Origin of the sequence: uncultured Kluyvera sp. (assembly GCF_902485085.1) — a bacterium.
GTDB classification, from domain to species: Bacteria; Pseudomonadota; Gammaproteobacteria; order Enterobacterales; family Enterobacteriaceae; genus Kluyvera; species Kluyvera ascorbata.
This window is the reverse complement of the sequence record NZ_CABTJS010000094.1, coordinates 44469-68748: the sequence shown is the minus strand read 5'-3', so window position 1 is coordinate 68748 and position 24280 is coordinate 44469. Positions and strand designations below refer to the sequence as shown.

The following is a 24280-nucleotide window of genomic DNA, read 5'->3' as shown; positions in this document are numbered from 1 at the left end:
AAAACAGGAGCGTTTTGTGTTCAGAATACCCACACCCCGTGTCCCCCGTCTGTTCAGCGGACTGGCTTCCATGCTCAGACCGGCCATGCCCCGATTTAAGATTTCTGTGGCGTGGCTGTTGGCGCTGGTCTGGGTCGTGCTGTTGGTCTGGATCTGGTGGAAAGGTCCGGCATGGCAATTTTATGACGAATCATGGCTGAAACCGCTGTCACACCGCTGGCTGGCCACCGCTGTCTGGGGCCTGATAACCCTGGCATGGCTGACCGTCCGGGTCACAAAACGCCTGCAAGAGCTTGAACGGCAGCAGAAACAACAGCGTGAGGAAGAAAAAGACCCGCTCAACCTCGAACTGAACGCCCAGCAGCGCTACCTTGACCGCTGGCTGCTGCGTCTCCAGCGCCATCTCGACAGCCGCCATTATCTGTGGCAACTGCCGTGGTACATGGTTATTGGCCCTAGCGGAAGCGGCAAAACCGCGCTGCTGCGCGAGGGCTTTCCGTCTGACATTATTTACACGCCGGAAGTGATACGCGGAACGGAACAGCGGCTGTATATCACGCCGCACGTCGGTAAACAGGCAGTGATTTTTGACGCCAGCGGTGCGCTGTGCGGAGAGCCGGATGCGGATACGCTGCACCGGCGTTTGTGGGAACACTGGTTGGGCTGGCTGGTACAAAATCGCGCCCGCCAGCCGCTGAATGGCCTGATCCTGACGCTGGACCTGCCCGATCTGCTGACCGCTGATAAGCGTCGCCGCGAAGCGTTGCTACAGATCTTACGCAGCCGCCTGCAAGCCGTGCGCCAACATCTTCACTGCCAGCTGCCGGTCTACATTGTGCTGACCAAGCTGGATCTGCTGGCCGGTTTTTCCCCGCTGTTTACCTCGCTGGATAAGGCAGAGCGCGATGCTATTCTCGGCGTCCCCTTTCCCCGCCATGCCCATGAGAATGATGACTGGCGTTCTGAGCTGAACGCATTCTGGCAGACATGGGGAGCCCAACTCAATCAGGCTTTGCCGGATCTGATGCTGGCGCAGAACCACCATCGCAGTGCCCTGTTCAGCTTCGTCCGCCAGATGCAAGGGGTTAACGATACGCTGACTGCGCTGCTCGACAGCCTGCTGGACGGTGAAAACATGGACGTGATGCTGCGCGGCGTATATCTCACGTCATCCCTCCAGCGCGGGCAGGTGGACGATATTTTTACGCAGTCCGCCGCCCGGCAGTATCAACTGGGTATCAGCCCACTCATGGCCTGGCCTCTGGTCGACACCATGCCGTATTTTACCCGCAATCTGTTTCCACAGACGCTGCTGGCGGAACCGAACCTGTCCGGGGAAAACAGCATCTGGCTGGGTAACGCCCGCCGTCGGATGATGGCATTTACTGCCGCCAGCGCGGTGTTGATTGTGCTGGCGGCCGGTGGCTGGCATCACTATTACAACAGCAACTGGAGTGCGGGCGTCAGGGTGCTGGAGCAGGCCAGAACCTTTATGGATGTTCCCCCGCCGCAGGGAGTAGATGACTATGGCGATCGGCAACTCCCTTTGCTGAACCCGGTACGTGACGCCACTCTGGCCTATGGCGACTGGGGCGATCGCAGCCGTCTGTCCGAGCTCGGGCTATATCAGGGGAGGCGCATCGGCCCGTATGTGGAACAGACCTATCTGCAACTTCTGGAGCAGCGTTATCTTCCGGCGCTTACTAACGGGCTGATAAAGGATTTGGCAACTGCCCCACAGAACAGCGAGCAGAAACTGGCCGCGCTGCGCGTGCTCAGAATGCTGGAGGATAAAAGCGGGCGTAATAACGAAGTGGTGAAACAGTACATGGCGAAACGCTGGAGCGAACGGTTTCACGGCCAGCGTGATACTCAGGGGCAACTGATGGCGCATCTGGACTATGCGCTGCAACACACCGACTGGCACGCGCAGCGTCGGGCGGGTGAAGGGGAGGCCATCAGCCGCTGGACATTATACGATAAACCCGTCATTGATGCGCAGAAAGAACTCAGCAAACTGCCGGTTTACCAGCGTGTGTATCAGAGCCTGAAAACGCGCGCACAAGGCGTTTTGCCTGCCGACCTGAATTTGCGCGATCAGGTCGGCCCGACTTTTGATCAGGTGTTTATCTCCGGCGATGACGACAGACTGATTATTCCACAGCTTCTGACCCGTCACGGGCTACAACGCTATTTTGTGGCGCAGCGCGATGAACTGGTGGCGCTGACGGCGATGGATTCCTGGGTGCTGAACCTGACCGGTAGCGTGAAATACAGCGACGCCGACCGCGCGGAGATCCAGCGCCAGCTGACCGAGCAGTATCTCGGCGACTACACCGCCACCTGGCGCGCTGGGATGGATAACCTTAACGTGCGCGACTATGAGTCCGTTACGGAACTCATCGGGGCGCTGGAGCAAATCAACAGCGGCGACCAGCCGCTCCAGCGGGCATTAATCGTGCTGCGTGATAATACCCATGCCATCGTCCTGCCTGACAAGCTGGATGATAAGGCGCGTGAGGAGGCGCGAAACGCGCCGGACTACGCACTGCTTACCCGCCTCGGTCACGAGTTTGCCCCGGAAAATAGCACGCTGGATGCGCAAAAAGACAAGGAAAGCACAATGCAGGCGGTTTACCGGCAGCTGACGGAGCTGCACCGCTACCTGCTGGCAATACAGAATGCCCCCGCGCCGGGAAAATCTGCCCTGAAAGCAGTGCAGTTACGGCTTGACCAGAACAGCAGCGACCCGATTTTCGCCACCCGCCAGATGGCGAAAACGCTGCCCGCGCCGCTCAACCGCTGGGTGGGTAAACTGGCGGATCAGGCCTGGCATGTGGTGATGGTGGAGGCGGTTCACTATATGGAAGTGGACTGGCGCGACAGCGTGGTGAAACCGTTCAGTGAGCAGTTAGCGGATAAGTATCCGTTTAACCCGCGTTCGTCGCAGGATGCGTCATTGGATGCCTTCGAACGCTTCTTTAAACCCGGCGGCGTGCTGGATACGTTCTACACGCAGAACCTGAAGCTGTTTGTCGAGGGGGGCTCGGAGGTGAACGATGACGATGCCGTAGTGATCCGCGAAGACGTGCTGCAACAGCTTGAACGGGCACAAAACATCCGCGACATCTTTTTCAGTCAGCAGAATGGATTAGGCGCGCAGTTTGCGGTGGAAACCGTGTCGCTCTCCGGCAACAAGCGGCGTAGCGTGCTGAATCTAGACGGGCAGTTAGTGGACTACAGCCAGGGACGTAACTATACCGCCCATCTGGTGTGGCCGAACAACATGCGCGAAGGCAATGAAAGCAAGCTGACGCTGATTGGCCTTAATGGCAGCGCGCCGCGCAGCATCAGTTTCAGCGGGCCGTGGGCACAGTTCCGGCTGTTTGGCGCGGGGCAGCTCACCGGCGTGCAGGAGGGCACCTTCAGCGTGCGCTTTAACGTGGACGGCGGGGTGATGGTCTACCGGGTGCATACCGATACTGAAGACAACCCATTCAGCGGCGGGCTATTTAGCCAGTTCCGACTGCCGGATACGCTGTACTGAGGAGACAGGGATGAATAACAACGTACTGACACAGACCATTGTGACCGGTAGCGATCCGCGTGCTCTGCCAGAGTTCGGCGCCATTCGCGAGGAAATCAATAAGGCTAGCCACCCGTCACAGCCAGAGCTTAACTGGAAGTTGGTGGAGTCGCTGGCGCTGGCGATTTTTAAAGCCAGTGGTGTGGATTTGCATACCGCGAGCTACTACACCCTAGCGCGTACCCGCACGCAGGGGCTGGCGGGGTTTTGCGAAGGCGTGGAACTGCTGGCGGCAATGATAAGCCATGAGTGGGACAAATTCTGGCCGCAGAGCGGCCCTGCACGCACAGAAATGCTCGACTGGTTCAATACCCGTACTGGCAGTATTTTGCGACAGCAGTTGTCCTTCACGGAGGCCGACCTGCAGCTGCTGTACCGCATCGAACGGGCGTTGCAGCTTATCTGCGACAAACTCCAGCAGGTGGCACTGAAGAAGATGCCGCGGGTGGAAAATCTGCTGTACTTTGTGCAGAACACGCGCAAACGGCTGGAGCCGCAGCCGAAGAACGCTACGGACACGGAGGCGAAAATCACCGTCAGGACGCTGGTCTATGCCCCGGAAAACGCCGTTGCCGCCATATCGACAGTTGCGGAGACTGTTCCTCCGTTACCTGACCTGCCGGAAATGACGGTGGAAGTTCACCCTCATGCGGCGGGAAACGCACCGCTTCTCAGCGTAAAAGGCTTTGTGGCGGGCGTGACCTGTAGCGCCATTATCGCTGCAGCGCTGTGGTGGTGGCAGGTGTACCCGATGCAGCAACAACTGGCCCAGGTAAATGACATCGCCTTGGGGGCCGCCACGGTCTGGCTGGTATCCCCCGACCTGAACCGCTACGGGCAACGTCTGCAACAGCTTTCGGATGTCTCGCCGCTACAGACGCTAGAAACCGGCATGCAGATGACGCTGACGGCGGACAGCCGCTGGCCGGATAGCCTGCAACAGCAGCAGGCGACCGCGCAGTGGAATGAAACGCTGAAAAACCGTGCGCAGAGTAGTCCGCAGATGAAAGGCTGGCAACAAACCCGCCAGGATTTACGGTCATTTGCCGAACTGCTGGTTCAGCGCGAACGGGCAAAAGAGGGCTTCACACTTTCCTATATCAAGACGGTGGTTTACCAGGCAGAGCGGACGCTGAACCATGAGATGCCGCTGGAATCGTTGTTGACGCAGTACCAGGACGCACAGGGGAAGGGGCAGACGACCGGTGTTCTGGAAAAACAGATTAATGAGCGGCTGGATGGTGTATTAAGCCGCTGGCTGCTGCTGAAAAATAACACCATGCCGGGAACGGCAGCCGGAACACCATCCGGAAAATAATAGCTGAACTAAAAGGAATTTATTATGGCAAATCCAGTTTACCTCACACTAAACGGGCAGCGTCAGGGGCTGATTTCGACGGGATGTTCATCGCTGGCCTCCATTGGCAATAAAGCACAACTAAAACATCTGGATCAGATTATGGTGATGAGCCTTAATCATGGGTTAAGCCGGGTGCAGAATGTGAATCATCTGATGCTGACATTCCGCAAGCCGGTGGACAAATCCTCTCCGTTACTGAGCAAGGCTATTAGTGAAAATGAATGTCTGACCTATGATTTTGATTTTTATCGTACCAACCGTTTTGGTATCAACGAAATGTACTACAGGATTAAGCTGTCAACCGCCCGGATAGCAAAAATAGATCTGATCGTTCCTCACACTATTACCAGCACTCAGGGACAACCCGAAGAATCTGTGTCGTTTACTTACGAAAGTATCAGTTGGGAGCACTGTATTGCTGGGACCAGTACGTACAGTTTGTGGGAGGACCGAATTTATTAAGGGAGCGGATGAATAGCGGGACAACCTATTCCATCCGGATTACCGATATTTTTCGTAGACAACATCCGCAGGGGCTGGCGAATATTGAACAGGCAAGCCTGAAGAAAGAGGAAAAATTTACGGATCAGATACGGGCATGATTTCTGATCCGGTAAAAGAGATAAGCCTGTGGACCGAGCGTTTTTATATCACTGTCTGCCGCCGCAGATTATTGGTGGCAGACGTCATGATAGAGTTTACTGATAGCGGTTGACCAGATCTTTAACCACTGCAGCATAGGTTTTCTGTCTGAGCTGGGTAATTTGCAGATCGGTTACTGCCGTTTTTACTTTCATGGCAGGCAGAATGCTATATTCATAGTTAACCGGAGACCAGGTGGCCCATTCCCCTGTCGCCACATCTACAAGCGCGAAGCGAACCAGATAGCGCAGTGACGTGGTGTCCTTCAGTTTTTCATTACGGTAATCTGACCAGCGGGTACTTTTTATTGCTGTATCATATGTCCCAGTCTGTAATGTGTCCCAGTAAACAATAATGGCCTTCTGATTGCCTTTTGCAGCGATATAACGCAATGCCTGCATATAATTCATATTTTCACTGACATCGGTATTCTGCTCTTCATTTTTAACCGACTTATTGCAGGAGACCATTTTTTGTTTATCCGGAATACCGGAGAATGTCGATATCTGGTAATATTTCGCCATTTCTTGCTGCATTAACGTTTCTGGCGCACGATTTCCTGACTGAACCAAGATCACAGCTGCGTTCAATGGAACATGAAAATCCTCCCCATCAAGTGCCGTCTGAATATCTTCTTCCGAAACCGATAATGTGGTTTCGTTACCGAATACATCTTTATCAGTGAGTTGTATCGTGTGTTTACTGACGATGTCTACTGGCATCGGTTTTCCATTTTTTTTTGCATCAATAGGTGAGCGGGAGCATCCCGTTAACAGTAATGTTAACGCACATGAAAATATCACTAACCTGATATTCATTTTTATATTCCTTTATTTCATGATAACTTGCTTTTAACAAGACGAAACACCCTATTATTATAGCTTTCTGGTAGTTTTGTATATACTTAAATAAGTATTTACTTCTTCAATGAATGTTGTATTAATTATGTATTTTCCCTATTTTTAAATTTTGTAATGAATAGCGCTTGTACTTTAAGATGAAATACAAACTATGGAAAATAAGAAAGGAGAAGTTATGAATTCTTTCCCCTGCTACAGTAATAATGCTTCTATACCACTCTGGCTTACCATTGACGAAGCACTTGAGGTTGTTAACCGGCAAACAGGAGTGAATATTATGGTCAGTGAAGGGGGGATGCCCTGGGGGGCTGGATGTCACTACAACTACACTCCAGCCTGACGCAACGGTCTTGCCTCAGAGAGTGAAATGAGGGGATAAGCGCCGAGACTGATGCGGGATTTTTTGCCGCCAAAACGAAACTTGAGATATCAGAAACGCAGGCAGCCCGGATTGACTAGCAGACTTGAATCGTATGAATTAGAGAGTTTTACAGGATGTGGAGGAGAAAACAGATGAGCATCGGCGAGGATTTTCACGCTAACTTACTGAAACCTAATTATATAGGTACTTCTAAGTACGCCTGAAAACAGAAATTTGGCTCCTCTGACTGGACTCGAACCAGTGACATACGGATTAACAGTCCGCCGTTCTACCGACTGAACTACAGAGGAATCGTGTGAACGGGGCGCATATTATCGATGTCACCCCGGCTTGTCAAAGGGTGAGAAGCGCTAATAAGTTCGTTTGCTGACAATTTCAGCAATCAAGCCTCATTTGCTGTTTTTTTGACTGATTTGCACCGTGAAAGTGCAGAAGTACCCCTTATGGGGCAGATCGCAATCTTCTGATAGCCGCTAGAAAACGCCTGAGCCATAGGTTTACAAGGATTTACTGGCAATTTTAAAACTGGCAAGCATCTTGCAACTCCTCCGATTACTTAATGCCAGCGTGGCAGTGGATGTTGAACCGGAGGCAAAAATGAACTTAAGACGGCTGAAGTATTTTGTGAAAATTGTCGATATCGGCAGTCTGACTCAGGCCGCTGAAGTGTTACATATCGCCCAGCCCGCTTTGAGCCAGCAGGTCGCGACGCTGGAGGGGGAGCTGGATCAGCAACTGCTGATTCGGACTAAGCGTGGTGTGACGCCAACGGAAGCCGGCAAAGTGCTATATACCCATGCGCGTACCATCTTGCGCCAGTGCGAACAGGCGCAGCTGGCGGTGAATAACGTTGGTCAGACGCTCAGCGGCACGGTATCCATCGGCCTTGCGCCGGGAACGGCGGCGTCATCGATTACCATGCCGTTGCTACAGGCGGTACGTAATGAGCTGCCGGAAGTGCTGGTTTATCTGCACGAAAACAGTGGCACCGTACTTAACGACAAGCTGCTGAACGGCCAACTGGATATGGCGGTGCTTTACGATCGCGCACCGCTTGCCGGGATCGTCAGCCAGCCGCTGCTGAAAGAAGACCTTTACCTAGTCGGGACCCGCGATTGCCCGGGGCAGAGCGTTGATCTCACCGCCGTAGCGGAAATGAATCTTTTCCTGCCGCGGGATTACAGCGCCGTGCGGGCCCGCGTGGACGAAGCCTTCTCGCTGCGTCGCTTAACCGCCAAAATTATTGGCGAGATTGAGTCTATCTCAACGCTGACGGCGGCTATTGCCAGCGGTATGGGCGTGACGGTACTGCCGGAATCGGCAGCGCGTTCACTGTGTAGCGCCGCAAATGGCTGGATGGCGCGGATCACCACGCCGTCGATGAGTCTGCCGCTGTCGTTAAACGTGTCGGCACGCGGTCAACTGACCCCGCAGGCGCAGGCGGTGAAAGAAATACTGATGTCACTGGTCAGTCGCCCTATGTTGGATAATCGTGAATTACTGTTGGTGAGCTAAGCTTATATTCCATTCAGATATAACTTGCTGGTTTTTATTATTTGTTCACGAGGGCATCAGACTTTAACAATAGCTGAACGTCTGATTGACCCGGAGAGAAGCGTGAACTTCCAGCAGCTCAAAATAATTCGTGAAGCGGCGCGGCAGGATTACAACCTGACCGAAGTTGCCAATATGCTTTATACATCACAGTCCGGCGTAAGCCGGCATATCCGTGAGCTTGAAGAAGAGCTGGGGATTGAGATTTTTATCCGTCGCGGTAAACGCCTGTTAGGGATGACGGAGCCGGGCAAAGCCCTGCTGGTGATTGCCGAACGTATACTGAATGAGGCCAGTAACGTCCGACGTCTGGCCGATCTCTTTACCAACGATGCGTCCGGCGTGCTGACCATTGCCACGACGCATACTCAAGCCCGCTATAGTCTGCCGCCGGTTATCAAAGCGTTCCGGGAAATTTTTGAAGACGTGCGCCTGGAGTTAATTCAGGGCACGCCGCAGGAGATAGACGCGCTGCTGCATAACGGCGGAGCGGATATCGGTATTGCTAGTGAACGCTTAAGCAATGACGCGACGCTGGTGGCCTTCCCCTGGTTCCGCTGGCACCACAGCCTGCTGGTACCAAAGGATCACCCCCTCACGCATACCACCCCGCTGACGCTGGAAGCTATCGCCCGCTGGCCGCTGATTACCTATCGCCAGGGAATTACCGGGCGCTCACGCATTGACGAGGCATTCAACCGCAAGGGCCTTACGCCGGATATTGTGCTAAGCGCGCAGGACTCCGACGTGATTAAAACTTACGTTGATCTGGGGCTGGGGATTGGTCTGGTAGCCGAACAGTCTGGAGATGCGCAAGAGTCCGGGAACCTGGTGCGGCTGGATACGCATCATCTGTTTGATGCCAACACCGTCTGGCTGGGGCTTAAGCGCGGTCAGCTTCAGCGCAACTACGTATGGCGCTTTATCGAGCTCTGTAACGCCGGGTTGTCGCTCGAGGAGATCAAGCGCCAAGCCATGGAACTGGAAGAGACTGTACTGGATTACCAGATTTAACGCTGCGCCCCAGCCTGGGGCGCGCGGGTTTTTATCCCACCATGTCATTGCTTCTCTTTAACTCATTATATTCTGGGCCCACAAACTGGTGCCTGGTTTAGTCTATGTTTAAAAGGCACATCGCAGGATCGCTTTTGATTTTGTGATAACCCCTTTGCGAACAGAGAGATGATTCGGATAGCACTATGGCAATGATGCGTTTAACACGACTGCTGAATACGTCTGGCAAGACCATTATCTCGTGGGCGAAAAGGGCGTTTATCGGCCTGATGGTGGTCGTCATTGTCTTTTTCATTGGTCGTGTATACGAATCGCAACGTGGCCCGGCACTGCACCGCTGGCATACCTGGACGGCGGATGAAATGACCGCCAGTGAGATAGACCGTGCGACGTTTGCCGATTATCAGGCGCGGGAAACGACAATTTTTCGCGATCTGAAAAGCAAAGTGACGGATACGCTGAATGATGATGAAAAGACGCCGATTAACCGTTTTTACAGCCAAAGCCTGGTTTATCCGGGTAAGTTTCAGCCTGACTGGAATCGCTCTTTTGTCTTGCTGCCGCAGGGGAAACCTCGCGGCGTGGCGGTGTTGCTCCATGGCCTGACCGATTCCCCCTACAGCGTGCATTATCTGGCACTACGCTATCAGCAACAGGGGTTTGTTGCCGTCGTCCCGAGACTGCCAGGGCACGGCACGGCGCCGGGGGCGTTAACCGGAGTCGACCGTGAGCAGTGGATAGCGACAACCCGTATGGCCGTGCGTGAAGCAACTCGGCTGGCGGGAAATGATGTGCCGCTGCATATTGTCGGCTACTCCAACGGCGGGGCGCTGGCGATGAAATACGCCCTTGATAGCTTGGAGGATAGTTCGCTGCGTCGGCCACAACAGATAATTTTGCTATCGCCGATGATTGGTGTGACCGCCTTTGCGCGTTTTGCCGGGCTGGCTGGATTACCGGCGATTTTCCCCGCCTTTGCCCGCGCGGCGTGGCTCAACGTTGTACCGGAGTTTAATCCGTATAAATACAACTCTTTCCCGGTCAAGGCTGCGCGCCAGTCGTGGCTGCTGTCTCAGGCGTTGCAGCAGCAAATTGTGCAGGAGGCGCAGGGCAAGCGGCTGGCGGCGCTGGCGCCGGTATTAACGTTCCAGTCCATTATGGATTCGACGGTGAGTACCCGAGCGGTGGTGGATTCGCTGTATCGCTATCTGCCGGATAACGGCAGTGAACTGGTGATTTTTGATATTAACCAGGCAGCCAATTTACGCGCGTTGTTCCGACCAACATTATATTCCGCCGTCAATACGCTACTGCCGCCTGCGCCACGTCCTTACCGGACCACCGTCATTACCAATACCGACTCTGGCACCAACGAAACGGTGGCTCGCACGACGCTTGCCGGGGCGCAAGAGGAAACCGTAACGCCATTGCATATCGCCTGGCCGCAGGATATGTATTCGCTGTCTCATATAGCGGTGCCGTTCCCATTGACCGACTCGCTCTATGGCCGCGAGCCCGCGGAGAAAAATCGCTATGGCATCAGCATAGGCACTATTTCGCTACGCGGAGAGACCGCTACGTTAAGCGTTGGCCTGGACACGCTGATGCGCGTGACCTCCAATCCATTTTTCCCCTGGATGATGACGCGCATTCAACAGCATATTGATTGTAGTCACCAGATCAATGTGGCGGCCTGCCTCCGGTCAGAATAGCGTGACGTGCAAAAGGGTGCGGATGATGATTCCAGCAAGGGCACCCGTCGCCGCAAAGCGGAACAGGCGGACGAAGCGGGAGCTGACGCCTAAAAAGATGCCGATGCCGGGAAGATCAAAGGTCTGAATTAACAGCCCGGCAGAGGCGTTAATCTGGCTGACGGTGACTTTGCCCTGCTGGACCATCTCAGAGACGACGCCAAAGTAAGCGGTGCCACCAGCCACGCATTTAACCAGCGCAGGCAGCACGAAGTTAACCGGAATATTCAGCCACAGCAGCAGCGGCATCAGCAGTTGCTGGAGCATTTCAATCAGGCCCGCTTTCTGCATTACTCCGACGATAGCCAGTGAAAGAATAAGCATCGGGACGGCACCGAGCGCCAGGCGGATGGCATCGGAGCCCGCGCTGTTAATAACCGAAATGATCCCCTGATTATTTTTCTCGGCGTCGGGAAGCGCCTCGGCACGGGCACTCTCAACCATCGAGAGCCGGCGACCGGTTACGTGCCAGGTAACGGCGGCCGCGCACAGTCCCCCGACAATGGAAATGACGATAGAGGCCAGCCAATGTAGGCCAAAAGGGGTCAGCGGATAGAAGACGTTTCCCTGGCCCATCGCAAAGAGCATCGCCAGCGTAGCGGCCATCTGCCGGTCAGAAACGCCGCGTTTGTCCATAATTGCGAGGGTAGCCAGCGGCGCGGCGAAGCTCACAAAGTTCATCTGTATCAGCGCAAAGGCGCTCATTCCGGTCAGGCCAAACGGTTTGAGAAGTGGGGCAAGCCAGCGCACGATAACGTCCAGTACACCGCGCACTTCCAGATATTTCATGACAATGAGCATAACCACCATAATCGGCAGCAGCGTATAAAGCGCTACGTCGACGGAGGTCTTCCCTGCCGACATAATAATGCTGATGAAGTCCATCTAATTCTCAATCACTGCGGGAAGTAAGGATAGTTAGCGCCATCATAATACCAGCGGCAAGGAAGTGAAATCGCCGTCGCGTATTTCTCTGTCCTGGAATTGGGTGCTAACTGTACTGCTCATCCCGCGCATTCAAAGCGTAATGACTTTTTTCATCACCGAATGGGATAGCACCAGCATTGAAATGGCGACGGAAAGAATAAATGTCAGCACTATCAGCATTAATTTCGTGCCTAACGAGCTAATGGGGATAAGCGCCGTCAGCAGGTGGAATACCGAGTAGTGAAGGATATAGACGCCGGTCATTGTTTTACTGATGGTGGCCAGAATGGTCTCTTTAAGCTCGCTGTTTTTGCGAAATTGCACGCCGTTCGCGGCAATAACCAGCGCTAAGACCAATATATAGATTTGTGAGCCGGTAAGAATGAACGCATTTCTGTCGGCCTTAAACAGTGCGAAAAAGAAATGACGCTCATAAAACCAGGTGAAGAGGTAAATAAACGGTATGGCGATCATCGCGGCCCTGACGACTTTTTTACTGGTGAGCCATTGGGTCACCATTGGATCGCTGAACAGCTGGCCGGTCAGGTAAAAAAGTAACCAGGTCCACAAACGGTACTGCGGTGCCAGGCTCAGCTCGTGAACGTTAGGGTAGAGTGCAGCCAACAGGTCGTAGGCGTAAGAGAACAGCAGCAGAAAAAATACCGTGATGAAGAACAGCTTGCGTCGTTGACTGAGCCACTCAATTAACGGGTGAAAGGTGTAAATCACAATAAAAGAAAATACAAACCACGGCTGAATGAGATAGCCGCGCTGGTAGGGTTCCCAAAGGTAGTAAATTGTCACCCAGAACAGGAAGACGATGACCACGCTTTTAATTTTTCCCATTTGCCACTGTGCATTATGCCGGGATTGAGAATCCAGATACCCGGCGACCACAAAAAACAGCGGTGTGGCAATGGTTGAAATAAACGTCAGAAAGCCGAGGATCCAGTGATAGTCATAATCATAATGATCCCAGGTGTTATAGATAGTAAAAAACGTTACTGCCGTCATGCATCCCAGCGTTTTTATGATGTTCAACCCAGTCGTATTCATTGTTGTGGCTTTATATCCTTATGATGGAAACAGGCGTAAATCACTGGCAGCACCAGTAACGTCAGGATTGTCGCAAATCCGAGTCCAAACATAATAACCACAGCCATGCTCTGGAAGAAAACATCCAGCAGCAAAGGTGCGAGGCCGAGCACGGTGGTAAACGCGGTTAGCAGAATAGGGCGCAGGCGCGACGTTGCGGCATAGATAATGGCTTCCTGCTGCGCTTTTTCCTGCTTTTGCTGCACAATTTCTTCAACCAGGACGATGCCGTTACGAATTAACATGCCGCTCAGGCTGAGCAGGCCTATCAGCGCCATAAAGCCGAAAGGGATCCCGGTAATTAAAAAGCCCGGCGTGACGCCAATCAGTGCCAGCGGGACGGTAAGCCAAATGGCAATCGCATTCTTCAGCGAGCTGAACATCAGCACGGTGATGACAAACATGACCAGATAGCCCAACGGTAGCGTCGTGAACAGCCCCTGCTGCGCTTCGCTGGAACTCTCGGCGTCACCGCCCCATTCAATGCTGTAACCGTGGGGAAGGGCAAGCGCATCAATCTTTGGCTTCACGCGGGCCAGAATATCGCCCGAGGTTTGGTTGCTGAGCGGGTCTGGATCGGTCTGAACCGTCAACACGCGGCTACGGTCGCGGCGCAGAATGAGCGGATCTTCCCATTCAAGGTTAAAGCCGCTCACCACGTTGCTGAGTGGAATGTATTGCTGACGGCTTTGGCTCCAGACCAGGACATTGTTCAGATGGTTGGCATCCTGACGTTCAGCGGCGGGTGGGCGCACAATGACCGGTAGCAGATCGGCCCCTTCACGATAAAGTCCAGCGCGGCTACCGGAGAAGTTCATCTCCAGCGCGTTATCGATATCCTGTTTATCCACGCCCAGCTCGCGGCCTAATGCGGCAGAATATTGCGGGCGTATCACTTTACTGCGGTTTTGCCAGTCGTTACGCACGCCGTCAGTGGCCGGGTCCGCGGATAAAATATCGCTCACCTGACTGGCAAGCAGGCGAAGCCGGTCGGGGTCAGGGCCTTTAATACGAACTTCAATCGCGCTATCACCGGAAGGGCCGAACATCACCCGTTTGGTACTGGCGTTAACCTGTGGGTAGTTGCGCGCAATATAGCTATCAACGTGCTGCGTCAGGGCGGAAATTTTGCGCTGATCGTCCATCCGCACCATGATCTGCGCGTAGTTGCTGTATTGCCGTTGGCCGCTGTAGGTGAGGATGAAACGCATACTGCCCTGACCGACGGTAGCAATCGTGGTGACGACACCCGGCTGACCGTTAATTGAGGTTTCAATATCGCTGGCCATCTGCTCGGTTGCGGCAATATCGGTGCCGTAGGGCAGCCAGAGATCAACGAAGAAAATGGGCGTATTAGAGGAGGGGAAAAAGTTCTGCCGAACTGAACCAAACCCCCATATTGAAGCCGCCAATAGCACAACCATCACCGCCAGAGTTATGGCTTTACGCATCAACAGCGTGCGCAGAATTTGCTGATAAAGGCGATAAAAGCGGCCCGCGTACGGGTCGGTATCCGTTTGTGCTGTGGGTTGGCCTTTGGATTGCCACCATTTAATCAACACCGGCGTAATGGTCAGCGCGGAGAACCAGCTCAGCATGAGTGAAATCAGCAGAACCTGGAACAGGGATTTACAGTATTCGCCGGTGGAGTCCTGCGACAGGCCAATGGGCGCAAAAGCAAGAATGGCAATGACGGTGGCCCCAAGCAGCGGCAGCGCCGAGCGGCGAATGACGTAGTTAATGGCCGCGAGCTGCGTCGAACCCTGCTGGCGGGCAATCATCACCCCTTCGACGATAACGATAGCGTTATCGACCAGCATACTCAGCGCGATGATGAGCGCCCCCAGAGAAATACGCTGTAGTTCAATGCCCCAGAGATACATGATAAGCAGCGTGCCCAGCACGTTGAGCGCCAGCGACAGGGCGATGATAATACCGCTGCGGATGCCCATGAAAATGAGCAGCACGCCGACGACTATCGCCAGCGCCATCAGGAAGTTAGTAATAAAGCCGTTCACCGAGTGGGCCACTTCTGCCGCCTGGTCGTAGAACAGGTCAATCTTAATGCCTGCCGGTTTTTCCGCCGACATCTGCTCAAGTTTCTGCTCGAGCGCGCGACCAACATCCACCACGTTAACGCCGGGAATAAACGAGACCCCCATGGTGACGGCCTGTCGCCCATTGGCGTGGTAAATGCTTGATGGTGACTCACTGAGCCCGCGCGACAGCGTGGCAATATCGCGTAGCCGCGTTGCGGCACCGGAGCCATGCGGGCTGATGAGCAAATCGCTAAGCTCATCAATATTTTCAAACTCGCCCGTAGGATGCAGACGAATGGACTCGCTGCCGGATTTTATCTCCCCGGCGTTGGATACGACGTTCAAACGGCTAAGGGTGGCGGCTAACTGGTTTAGCGTAATACCGCGGGCAGCCATTTTCGCCAGCGAAATATCAATATTGATTTGTTGGGGAATGGCGCCGCCGATAGCGACTTTGCCTACTCCGGGAACCAGCACCAGTTCGCGTCTGAGCTGCTCGGCGTAGCGAACCAGCTCTGGATTGCTGTAGCTATCTCCCGAGAGAGCAAAGAAAAAGCCGAAGACATCACCGAAATCATCGTTCACAAAGGGAGACGCCACGCCGGGAGGGAAGAGGCGCGCGGCGTCGCCGACTCTACGGCGCAGTTCATCCCAGATTTGCGGCAGTTCGCTAGAGTGATAGTTCGATGCGATATTGACGGTGATTTGTGATAGCCCATTGGAGGAAATTGAACTGACGTTATCCAGATAAGGCAACTGCTGCAGCGCATTTTCCAGCGGTAACGTCACCTCCTCTTCAACCTGTTGCGCCGATGCGCCCGGATAGTGGGTGACGACCACGGCGGTTTTAATGGTAAACGCCGGGTCTTCAAGGCGACCAATGTTCAGCAGGGCGAAAATGCCCCCGATGCCCAGCAGTAAGATAGTGAGCCAGACGCGCACGGGGTTGTTAATAAACTGGCGAGAGATATCCATTACAAACCTCGTTCACGCGTCCAGATTCTCACCGGCTGCTGCGCATGCAATTCGCTGACGCCTGCCGCCACGACACGATCGCCGACGCTCAGCCCATCGGTAATCACTACGCCCTGTGAGGTCACCTGGCCTACGCTAACTTTTTTGTCTTCGAGATGGAGCGCCTCGCCTTCACCTTTGACCAGCCAGACGTGCGGCTCATTGCGCTGGCGGTTATCGGGATTAAACACGGCCTCAACCGGCACCACCACGGCGTGTTCGCCCTCGCTTGCGGGAAGATTTGCCAGGTTCACCGTGACGGTACCGCTGACGCCGCCGACGGAGGGGAAATCGTCCGGGCGCGGCATGGTCAGGATAATTTGCCAGGTCAGGGTGCTGGCGTCGCTGCTGCCAGTGTGCTCTTTATATTCGGCGGTGAACTGCCTGTCCGGCAGGGTGTTGATCCTGACGACCGGCCGGTACTGCGCATTACGGATATCAATGGCGGTAAACAGATTTTCCGGGACGCTGAAAACAACGTCCAGCAGATCGGTTCGCGTCAGGGTGACGATAGGCTGCCCGGCGGCCACCACCTGGTGGTTACGCACTGGTACACTGGCAGCCACACCACTGAACGGCGCGGTCAGCGTCATCTGAGAGAGTTCTTCCTGGGCAATTTTTAGGGCGGCGTTGGCGGAGTCACGGCTCGCGCGCTGGATATCCATTTCTGCTTTTGAAATGGCCTGACGGCCAGCCAGCGTCTGGAAGCGGTCAAACTGCCGCTGGGCGAGCGTTGCGGCGGTCTGCCGTTCGTTTAACCGTTGCTGTGCCTCTCGGGCATTCAAGCGGGCGAGTGTCTGCCCCTGAGTAATGTTGGCTCCCTGGCGCACGTCGAGCGCTTCTATCTGACCGCCCCGCTTAAACGACAGGTCGGTAGAGTCGCCAGACTCAATGCGGGCAGGGAAAATACGCTGCTGTGAAACACCAATAGCAACCACTTCCGCGACTTTCACCATCTTCGGTTGCGGTGCAACTTGTGGTGCTTTCTGGTCGCAAGCCGTTGTTATTAAAATAACAATGGGAATGAGAGAAAAATAACGGTTCACAGTATTCCCCTCGGAATTTAAGGACGTATTTTACATATTGTTCACAATCTCTGGTTTTAATTAGCCAACGCAGATACTACGAAGTAGGTGAATAGGCCTGAAGCAGTGCAGGCAATTATTGCTAGTGCAATAAATAAGGCCAGGCGAAATAAACTGTAGCCGAACATTATCCCTCCTTCAGCACCAATCGTTTGATGATTACATTCTTATCTACATAATTATTGGATGATTTTCGCAAGACGCAGTGACGCCTGTTAATGAGCATAGTCGCAGAAAATCGAAAATGTTAAAAAGAGTAAAATTTGCGGCAATGTCGACGATTTGGCGGGTTTTATAGTTGAATTGACTGGCGCGTGCTGCCGCCATGATATTTTTCAATATATTAATTGGTGTCTTAATTGTATCGCACGCCGTGTGCTACGTTTAGTTATGCCCTCATACCTCAATTCGAGATGTCTTTATCAGCGCCTTTCGTGGGCCATTTTTACTACCTGACATATTGGTTTATAAAAGGATTCTCTATGTATAAAAATATTCTTGTGCCGGTTGATGTGTTTGAAACTGGCCTCGCAGATAAAGCTTTATCCCACGCGCATTTTCTCGCACACAGTTCCTCCGGGAAAATTCATCTGCTGAACGTTATCCCTCCTTTTTCACCCGCACTGACGCGTGGGTTTATCGCCGATGCGAGAAAGATGGAAGAGTATCTAATTAAAAATTCGAAAGAAAAACTTGCCGAGCTCATTAACAAACTCTCGATTAAAGAAGACGAGGTGCAGATACATGTCCGCAGCGGCAACGTCCGCGATGAGGTGACAAAACTGGCCGATGAACTGAAGGCCGATGTCGTCATCGTAGGTTCTCGTAACCCCAATATTCAGACTCATCTTCTGGGATCAGAGGCCTCCGGTATCGTGCGCTATGCTCATGTGCCGGTATTTGTGGTGCGTTAAGAGCAGCCAATAGCTGTCCTGATTTCCGTTACAGGAGTGAGGAGATACGAATGAACACAGACAAACCGGGCAGCCCGTATTACCAGCTCTCCGTGGATGAGACCCTGACCAGCACCAACAGTGCGCCGGAAGGGATTAGCAGCGCAGAGGCCGCCGCACGATTGCAGCAATACGGTGAAAATGCGCTGCCGCAAAAAGCGGGTAAACCGGCGTGGCTGCGCTTTCTTGCCCACTTCAATGATGTGCTGATCTACGTTCTGCTGGCGGCGGCGTTGCTGACCGCCGTAATGGGGCATTGGGTCGATACGCTGGTTATTCTTGGCGTGGCGGTCATCAACGCCCTGATTGGTCATATTCAGGAGAGCAATGCGGAGAAATCACTGCAGAGCATCCGCAATATGCTTTCCAGCGAGGCGGTGGTGATTCGCCAGGGGAATCATGAAACCATTCCCACCACGGCGTTAGTGCCTGGCGATATTGTGGTTATCCGCGCCGGTGACCGTATCCCGGCTGACCTGCGGGTAATTGAGGCGCACAATCTACGAGTAGAGGAGGCGATCCTCACCGGTGAGTCGACGGTGGTGGAGAAAAACACCGACGCGCTCAGCGGAGAACTCCCGCTGGGTGACCGTACTAATCTGCTGTTTTCGGGCACGACGGTGAGCTCCGGCGGCGGTAAAGGTCTGGTGGTGGCCACCGGGGGCAATACCGAGCTTGGCCATATTAACCAGATGATGGCGGATATCGAGAAGCACCGAACCCCGCTGCTGGTGCAGATGGATAAGCTTGGTAAAGCGATATTTATCATCATTCTGGTGATGATGGCGGCGCTGTTTGTCTTTAGCCTGCTGTTCCGCGATATGCCGGTTTCCGAGCTGATGCTGTCGCTGATTAGCCTGGCGGTGGCTTCGGTACCGGAAGGGCTGCCGGCAATTATTTCGATTATTCTCTCGCTCGGCGTACAAACCATGGCGCGGCAGCAGGCGATTATTCGCAAACTGCCAACGGTGGAAACGCTGGGGGCCATGACGGTGATTTGCTCGGATAAAACCGGGACCCTGACCATGAACGAAATGACCGTTAAAGCCGTTATCACGGCGGACACGGTCTATCGGGTTGAGGGGGACAGCTACGAACCGGTGGGGAATATTCATCCGGTTGATAGTGAAGAGCCTATTACCGTGGCGCCCGATACGCTGCTGGCTCGTTATCTACGGACTATCGACCTCTGTAATGACAGCCAGCTTATCAAGGATGAAAGCGGGCTATGGAAAATAACCGGTGGGCCAACGGAAGGGGCGCTGAAGGTGCTAGCGGCGAAAGTGACGTTACCGGCAGTCTCGACCGAATTACGCAGTAAAATTCCTTTCGACTCGCAGTACAAATACATGTCAACGCTCTACCGCATCGGCGATGAGGAGTCGATTCTCATCACCGGCGCGCCGGATGTATTGTTCCGTCTGTGCCAGCATCAGCAAACCGACCATGGGCTGGAGCCGCTCAACCAACCGTACTGGGAAGCGAAAATTGAGGAGTACGCGCGGGAAGGGCTGCGTATGGTCGCAGCGGCATGGAAACCGGCAGCGGAGGGGCAAACGGAGCTCACCCATCAGGATCTGCAGCAGGGCGTTATTTTGCTGGGGATTGCCGGGATGATGGATCCGCCACGGCCTGAAGCTATTACCGCGATCGGCGACTGTCTGCAGGCGGGGATCCGCGTGAAGATGATAACCGGCGACCACCCGCAAACGGCGATGAGTATTGGCAAAATGTTGGGGATCGGCAACGCGGGCAACGCCATTACCGGGCGCGAACTGGAGGTGATGGACGATATCCAGTTGAGCGAAGCAGCGCAGAAATTTGATATTTTTGCCCGTACCAGTCCGGAAGATAAATTCCGCCTGGTCCAGGCGCTGCAAAGTAAAAAAGAGGTGGTCGGGATGACCGGTGACGGGGTGAACGATGCCCCAGCGCTGAAGCAGGCCGATGTCGGTATCGCCATGGGGATCAAAGGCACTGAAGTGACCAAAGAGGCCGCTGATATGGTGCTTACCGACGATAACTTCGCCACGATTGCCAGCGCGGTCAGGGAAGGGCGCCGGGTTTACGATAACCTGAAGAAAACCATCCTGTTCATTATGCCGACGAACCTTGCGCAGGGGTTGCTTATCATTATCGCGCTGCTGGCAGGTAACTTAATCCCGCTCACGCCGGTGTTGATTCTGTGGATGAATATGGCTACCTCCGCCACGCTATCGTTTGGCCTGGCGTTTGAAGCGGGTGAAAAGAACATCATGCGGCGTCCGCCGCGCGATCCTAAGCTGCACGTCATGGACGGATTTGCTATCTGGCGCGTGATTTTTGTGGGCTCAATGATTGCCGTGAGCGCCTTTGTGCTGGAGGCCTGGCTACAGCCTCGTGGCTATTCACCTGAGTTTATTCGTACCGTGTTGCTGCAAACATTGGTTACCGCGCAGTGGTTCTATATGCTCAACTGTCGAGTCGCGGATGGTTTCTCGCTGAGTAAAGGCCTGCTGGCCAACCGCGGGATCTGGATAGTGAGTGGCGTACTGCTGGTGCTGCAATTGCTGATTATCTACGCGCCATTTATGCAGGTGTTGTTCGGTACCACAGGGCTGCCGCTCCGCTATTGGGTCATCACCTTTATTATCGGGTTTGTCATGTTCCTGATAGTCGAAGTGGAGAAACCGCTGACCAGGAAATGGCGTACGACCTGATAGGTCGATTTCTGAAGCGTAGAAAAGCAAAAAGCCTGCTTAGTTTCCTAAGCAGGCTTTTTAAATTTGGCTCCTCTGACTGGACTCGAACCAGTGACATACGGATTAACAGTCCGCCGTTCTACCGACTGAACTACAGAGGAATCGTGTGAACGAGGCGCATAGTACTGGCACCCGATATTTGTGTCAACACTAAATTTAACTTGCTGATTCAAATGAATGAATTTAGCGCAAGATGCCGTTTTAGTGAACTACTGGTGAGTTTTTACCCAGTTCGCTGTTATCACGCAACCGCTGTAGAGGATCCTGGCGGTAGAAGCCGCAGAAACGTTGCCACAGGGCAGGGAAGCGTGGGGCGAAAAGTTCTGGCGCGCTGAAAAAATACTCAGATAAGACGGCAAAACATTCTGCGGGGTCGGTCGCCGCGTAGGCATCAATACTGGCAGCGTTTTCGCCAACTAAATCAATCTCATCCTGAATATTATTCATGGCTGCATGGAGGTCGTGTTCCCATCCTGCGACCTCGCGAAGCGGGATAAACGGCACGCCGCTGGCGCGGTCGCCATTACGGGCATCGAGCTTATGCGCCACTTCATGAATAATCAGATTAAAACCGGAGGCATCGAAAGAATCCTGAATATCGAGCCAGTTCAGCACGATGGGCCCCTGTTGCCAGCTCTGACCGGACTGCACCACGCGTTGGCTGTGGACCAGGCCAATATCGTCTTCCCACTCATCGTCCACGATAAAGGGAGCAGGGTAGATGAGAATTTCATGGAATCCATCCAGCCATTCAAGCCCAAGTTCGAGTACGGGCAGACAGAAAAGCAGGGCAATACGCGCCTCAATAATCGGCTCAGCCGTCAAACCTTGCAGAAACACCAGCCGTTTTTGTTGTAAAAAACGGTCGGCGAGATGCACCAGCTTGAGCTGCTCGTCGTCAGAGAGATTGGCTAACAGCGGAATAGCCAGAGCCTGCGCCCACGGCATATTGCTTATTTCGACGGTATCACTTGCTTTCCAGGGCCATTTAATCATCGTTTTGCTCGCAAACTCGTCACTTGAACGCAATTGAGGAGACTGGGTCTGTTAAAATGCCAAATAACCTGGCATGATGGCAACCATCAAAACGGAGAGATGCCAGAGCGGCTGAATGGACCGGTCTCGAAAACCGGAGTAGGGGTAACTCTACCGGGGGTTCAAATCCCCCTCTCTCCGCCAATTTTCAACAAGTTATACTCCTCTCGTGCCCGTCAGACTTCCCTTTTTTTAAACGTCCACAGGATATTTTCGTAACCGCCTAGCGTCACTTCATTATGTCTGCAATTGTGACATTGAACACAGGAATATCGGAATCACGACCGATTTACCGTACCTGGCGTCGGCCCAAGGCAAAGCACATCATCGGCAGCGGTAGCGTGACAATCAGCAGCATCCACAGCAGCGTATAGACGGCATCTACACCATCATTTTGCAGGTTAGTGTATAGTTTGACGGGGATACCCTGGGGGAAATAGGCGAAGATCATGACGATGCCAAACTCGCCGACGGCACGAACCCAGGCGAGCGTGACGGCGGAAGCCAGGCCGGGGAGGGCGATAGGCAGCGTCAGATAGCGAAAGCGATTCCATCCGGAGGCGCCAAGCGTCTGGCCAGCTTCAAGAATGTCTTTTGGCACTGTAGAGAACGCCGAACGCGCCACCACGATGAAATAGGGTAGTGAACCGTAAATCTGCGCCAGCACAAATGCCGCCGGGTTGTTGACCAGAGTTATCCCTATTTTTGAGATCCAGGAACCGACCAGTCCATAGGGCCCCAGGGCGGAAACCAGCAGTATCCCCATCGCCAGCGGTGGGGTAAGCAGGGGGATCATCACAAGCATCTCGGCAATTAACCGCCGTCGCCCCGTTGCCTGCGACAACCACCAGGCTGCGGGCAAGCCAATCGCGACCGTGATGCACAGCGCGAACCCACCCAGACCCATTGATACGGCAATCGCATTATCGTCACGCCATGCCAGCTGTAAATGTTGCCAGGGTGTGACGCTGAGCAGCGTCACAAACGGAATGCTGAGCAGGAGAATAGCGGGCAGCGAAAGCCAACCCGCTATTTTGCCAGGACGGCTTAGCGAGCGTATAGCGCATCCCCTTTCGGTTCCGCGTAGCCATACTGTTTAAACAGCGCCTGACCTTGTGGGCTTTGCATAAATTTGACGAACTTTTTGCCTTGTTCAACGCCGTTAGGTGCATTTTTCAGCACGGCAGCGTAAAACACCATAGGCTGAGTATGCAGAACCTGGTCTTTGCCCTTGCTGTCTTTAATGGTGAAGCTGACGGTGTCATACCACTGCTTTTCCATCGCTGGGTTACTCAGGTTAATTTCATCCGGCAGCGCAACATATGGCAGGTGCGCGGAGCGAATTTCGCTCTCATACGCTGCGGCGGCATCGACCTGACCACTTTCGAGACGGGTTAACAGACCGCCTTCCTGGTTCGTTTGCTGCGGGTTCTGGAGGCTACCGAGGATCTTCATCGCGATACCCGGTTGCTGATAATATTTTTCAGCCAGCATCAGGGTGAAGACGATATTCTGGCCTTTCGGATCGACATACGGGTCGGTGCGGCCAAAACTAATATCTTTTTTTGCCAGCAGATAGAGCCATGAGCCATCGCTCTTTTTGCTGGCTTCGGCAAACTGCTCGCCATATTTACCTTTTGGGTTGTACGCCAGCACCATACTGGTGCTAGCCACAGGCACAGCATCGTCAATCAGCCCTGCATCCTTCAGGATCTGCATTGGACCTGGGTTGATAGAGACGAAGACATCGGCCTCAATCTTGTGGCTGGCGAGCAGACGAGCCATCCCGTAGGCCCCTTGTCCTTGCCCCTGATATTCACCGTTGTCTGCTTTGCTGAACGCCGGACCCAGGCCCTGATCCATCACTTTGCCCATTGAACCGGCATAGGTGACACGGATGTCTTTGGCGAAAACCGCCGGGGTACATACCATCAGCGCTAAAATCCCGTACTTCATTTTTCCTGAAACCATTGCCCTGCCTCGTTATGTATTTTTTTACATATCGATTTTTCACGAAAAGGAGAGGAGGGGCAATGATGATGAAACGGTCGTTGAGCTTAAATTGAAAAAATACTCACTCTGGGGTAAATCTTGTATGTATCTGTTTCTGAATGTTAAGGATTTATGTTCAGAACCTTTTAACGATAATATTGACGGCGAAAACCGTAGCCTGCGCGAGGCGTTCACGCCGCCCCCGGGGATCTGGCGCCAGAGGTACAGAATAAGCGGGAAGGGAATGTGC

16 protein-coding genes and 3 tRNA genes are annotated in these 24280 nt (G+C 53.7%); 9 read left to right on the top strand and 10 right to left on the bottom strand.

What is annotated here, in order from left to right; translation table 11 throughout:
- The first annotated feature begins 16 nt into the window (after window positions 1-16).
- Genes tssM through RDN66_RS11325 form a run of 3 tightly spaced genes read left to right on the top strand, consistent with a single transcriptional unit; the run spans window position 17 to window position 5408 of the window.
- The gene (tssM, locus tag RDN66_RS11335; protein WP_308537855.1) at window positions 17-3547 is read left to right on the top strand and encodes a type VI secretion system membrane subunit TssM; all 3531 of its coding nucleotides are present in this window, start codon (window positions 17-19) and stop codon (window positions 3545-3547) included.
- A gap of 10 nt (window positions 3548-3557) precedes the next feature.
- Entirely contained in the window at window positions 3558-4904 is a 1347-nt protein-coding gene (locus RDN66_RS11330; protein ID WP_202217686.1) for a VasL domain-containing protein, read from the top strand.
- A gap of 24 nt (window positions 4905-4928) precedes the next feature.
- Complete coding sequence (locus tag RDN66_RS11325; RefSeq protein WP_202217687.1) at window positions 4929-5408, top strand: Hcp family type VI secretion system effector; 480 nt, start codon at window positions 4929-4931, stop codon at window positions 5406-5408.
- Window positions 5409-5644: 236 nt separating this feature from the next.
- Here the strand turns inward: RDN66_RS11325 and RDN66_RS11320 are convergent, their stop codons facing one another.
- Both RDN66_RS11320 and RDN66_RS11310 read right to left on the bottom strand, forming a co-directional pair.
- Window positions 5645-6406, bottom strand: a complete 762-nt coding sequence (locus RDN66_RS11320) for a hypothetical protein (protein ID WP_308537854.1) — start codon at window positions 6404-6406, stop codon at window positions 5645-5647.
- A gap of 638 nt (window positions 6407-7044) precedes the next feature.
- Window positions 7045-7120 (bottom strand) — tRNA-Asn (locus RDN66_RS11310).
- Window positions 7121-7427: 307 nt separating this feature from the next.
- On the opposite strand from RDN66_RS11310, the gene nac reads away from it, so the two are divergent.
- The 3 genes from nac (at window position 7428) to RDN66_RS11295 (ending at window position 11110) form a co-directional block, all read left to right on the top strand.
- A complete protein-coding gene (gene nac, locus RDN66_RS11305) occupies window positions 7428-8345 on the top strand; it encodes a nitrogen assimilation transcriptional regulator NAC (protein ID WP_035897643.1) in 918 nt (305 codons plus the stop codon).
- Window positions 8346-8447: 102 nt separating this feature from the next.
- Window positions 8448-9398 (top strand): HTH-type transcriptional regulator Cbl, encoded by a 951-nt coding sequence (gene cbl, locus RDN66_RS11300; RefSeq protein ID WP_123652772.1) that lies wholly within the window; start codon window positions 8448-8450, stop codon window positions 9396-9398.
- Between the two features lie 185 nt (window positions 9399-9583).
- Window positions 9584-11110: an alpha/beta hydrolase gene (locus RDN66_RS11295; protein ID WP_374044018.1), complete on the top strand. Its 1527-nt coding sequence runs from the start codon at window positions 9584-9586 to the stop codon at window positions 11108-11110.
- Here the strand turns inward: RDN66_RS11295 and RDN66_RS11290 are convergent.
- The 4 genes from RDN66_RS11290 to RDN66_RS11275 form a co-directional block, all read right to left on the bottom strand.
- Window positions 11102-12034 carry a nucleoside recognition domain-containing protein gene (locus RDN66_RS11290; RefSeq protein WP_115073910.1) on the bottom strand — a complete coding sequence of 311 codons (933 nt, stop codon included), beginning with the start codon at window positions 12032-12034 and terminating at the stop codon, window positions 11102-11104. The two genes, RDN66_RS11295 and RDN66_RS11290, sit on opposite strands and share 9 nt — an antisense overlap.
- 132 nt (window positions 12035-12166) lie before the next feature.
- A complete protein-coding gene (locus RDN66_RS11285; protein ID WP_308537853.1) occupies window positions 12167-13090 on the bottom strand; it encodes an acyltransferase family protein in 924 nt (307 codons plus the stop codon).
- 38 nt (window positions 13091-13128) lie between these two features.
- Entirely contained in the window at window positions 13129-16185 is a 3057-nt protein-coding gene (locus RDN66_RS11280; protein WP_308537852.1) for an efflux RND transporter permease subunit, read from the bottom strand.
- Window positions 16185-17270 (bottom strand): efflux RND transporter periplasmic adaptor subunit, encoded by a 1086-nt coding sequence (locus tag RDN66_RS11275; RefSeq protein ID WP_202217689.1) that lies wholly within the window; start codon window positions 17268-17270, stop codon window positions 16185-16187. Before RDN66_RS11275 ends, RDN66_RS11280 begins: the two co-directional genes overlap by 1 nt.
- A 521-nt stretch (window positions 17271-17791) precedes the next feature.
- Here RDN66_RS11275 and RDN66_RS11270 point away from each other — a divergent pair.
- Both RDN66_RS11270 and RDN66_RS11265 read left to right on the top strand, forming a co-directional pair.
- Entirely contained in the window at window positions 17792-18223 is a 432-nt protein-coding gene (locus tag RDN66_RS11270; RefSeq protein WP_035895065.1) for a universal stress protein, read from the top strand.
- Between the two features lie 50 nt (window positions 18224-18273).
- Window positions 18274-20961 (top strand): cation-transporting P-type ATPase, encoded by a 2688-nt coding sequence (locus tag RDN66_RS11265; protein WP_202217690.1) that lies wholly within the window; start codon window positions 18274-18276, stop codon window positions 20959-20961.
- A gap of 67 nt (window positions 20962-21028) precedes the next feature.
- Here the strand turns inward: RDN66_RS11265 and RDN66_RS11260 are convergent.
- Together RDN66_RS11260 and mtfA are read right to left on the bottom strand one after the other, a co-directional pair.
- Window positions 21029-21104 (bottom strand) — tRNA-Asn (locus RDN66_RS11260).
- Between the two features lie 100 nt (window positions 21105-21204).
- Complete coding sequence (mtfA, locus tag RDN66_RS11255) at window positions 21205-21999, bottom strand: DgsA anti-repressor MtfA (RefSeq protein ID WP_202217693.1); 795 nt, start codon at window positions 21997-21999, stop codon at window positions 21205-21207.
- Between the two features lie 93 nt (window positions 22000-22092).
- Here mtfA and RDN66_RS11250 point away from each other — a divergent pair.
- Window positions 22093-22182: transfer RNA gene (locus tag RDN66_RS11250), tRNA-Ser, on the top strand.
- 145 nt (window positions 22183-22327) lie between these two features.
- On the opposite strand, the gene RDN66_RS11245 is transcribed toward RDN66_RS11250, so the two are convergent.
- Complete coding sequence (locus RDN66_RS11245; RefSeq protein WP_035895062.1) at window positions 22328-23071, bottom strand: molybdenum ABC transporter permease; 744 nt, start codon at window positions 23069-23071, stop codon at window positions 22328-22330.
- A gap of 14 nt (window positions 23072-23085) precedes the next feature.
- Window positions 23086-24009 carry an extracellular solute-binding protein gene (locus RDN66_RS11240; protein WP_374044017.1) on the bottom strand — a complete coding sequence of 308 codons (924 nt, stop codon included), beginning with the start codon at window positions 24007-24009 and terminating at the stop codon, window positions 23086-23088.
- Window positions 24010-24280: the final 271 nt, after the last annotated feature.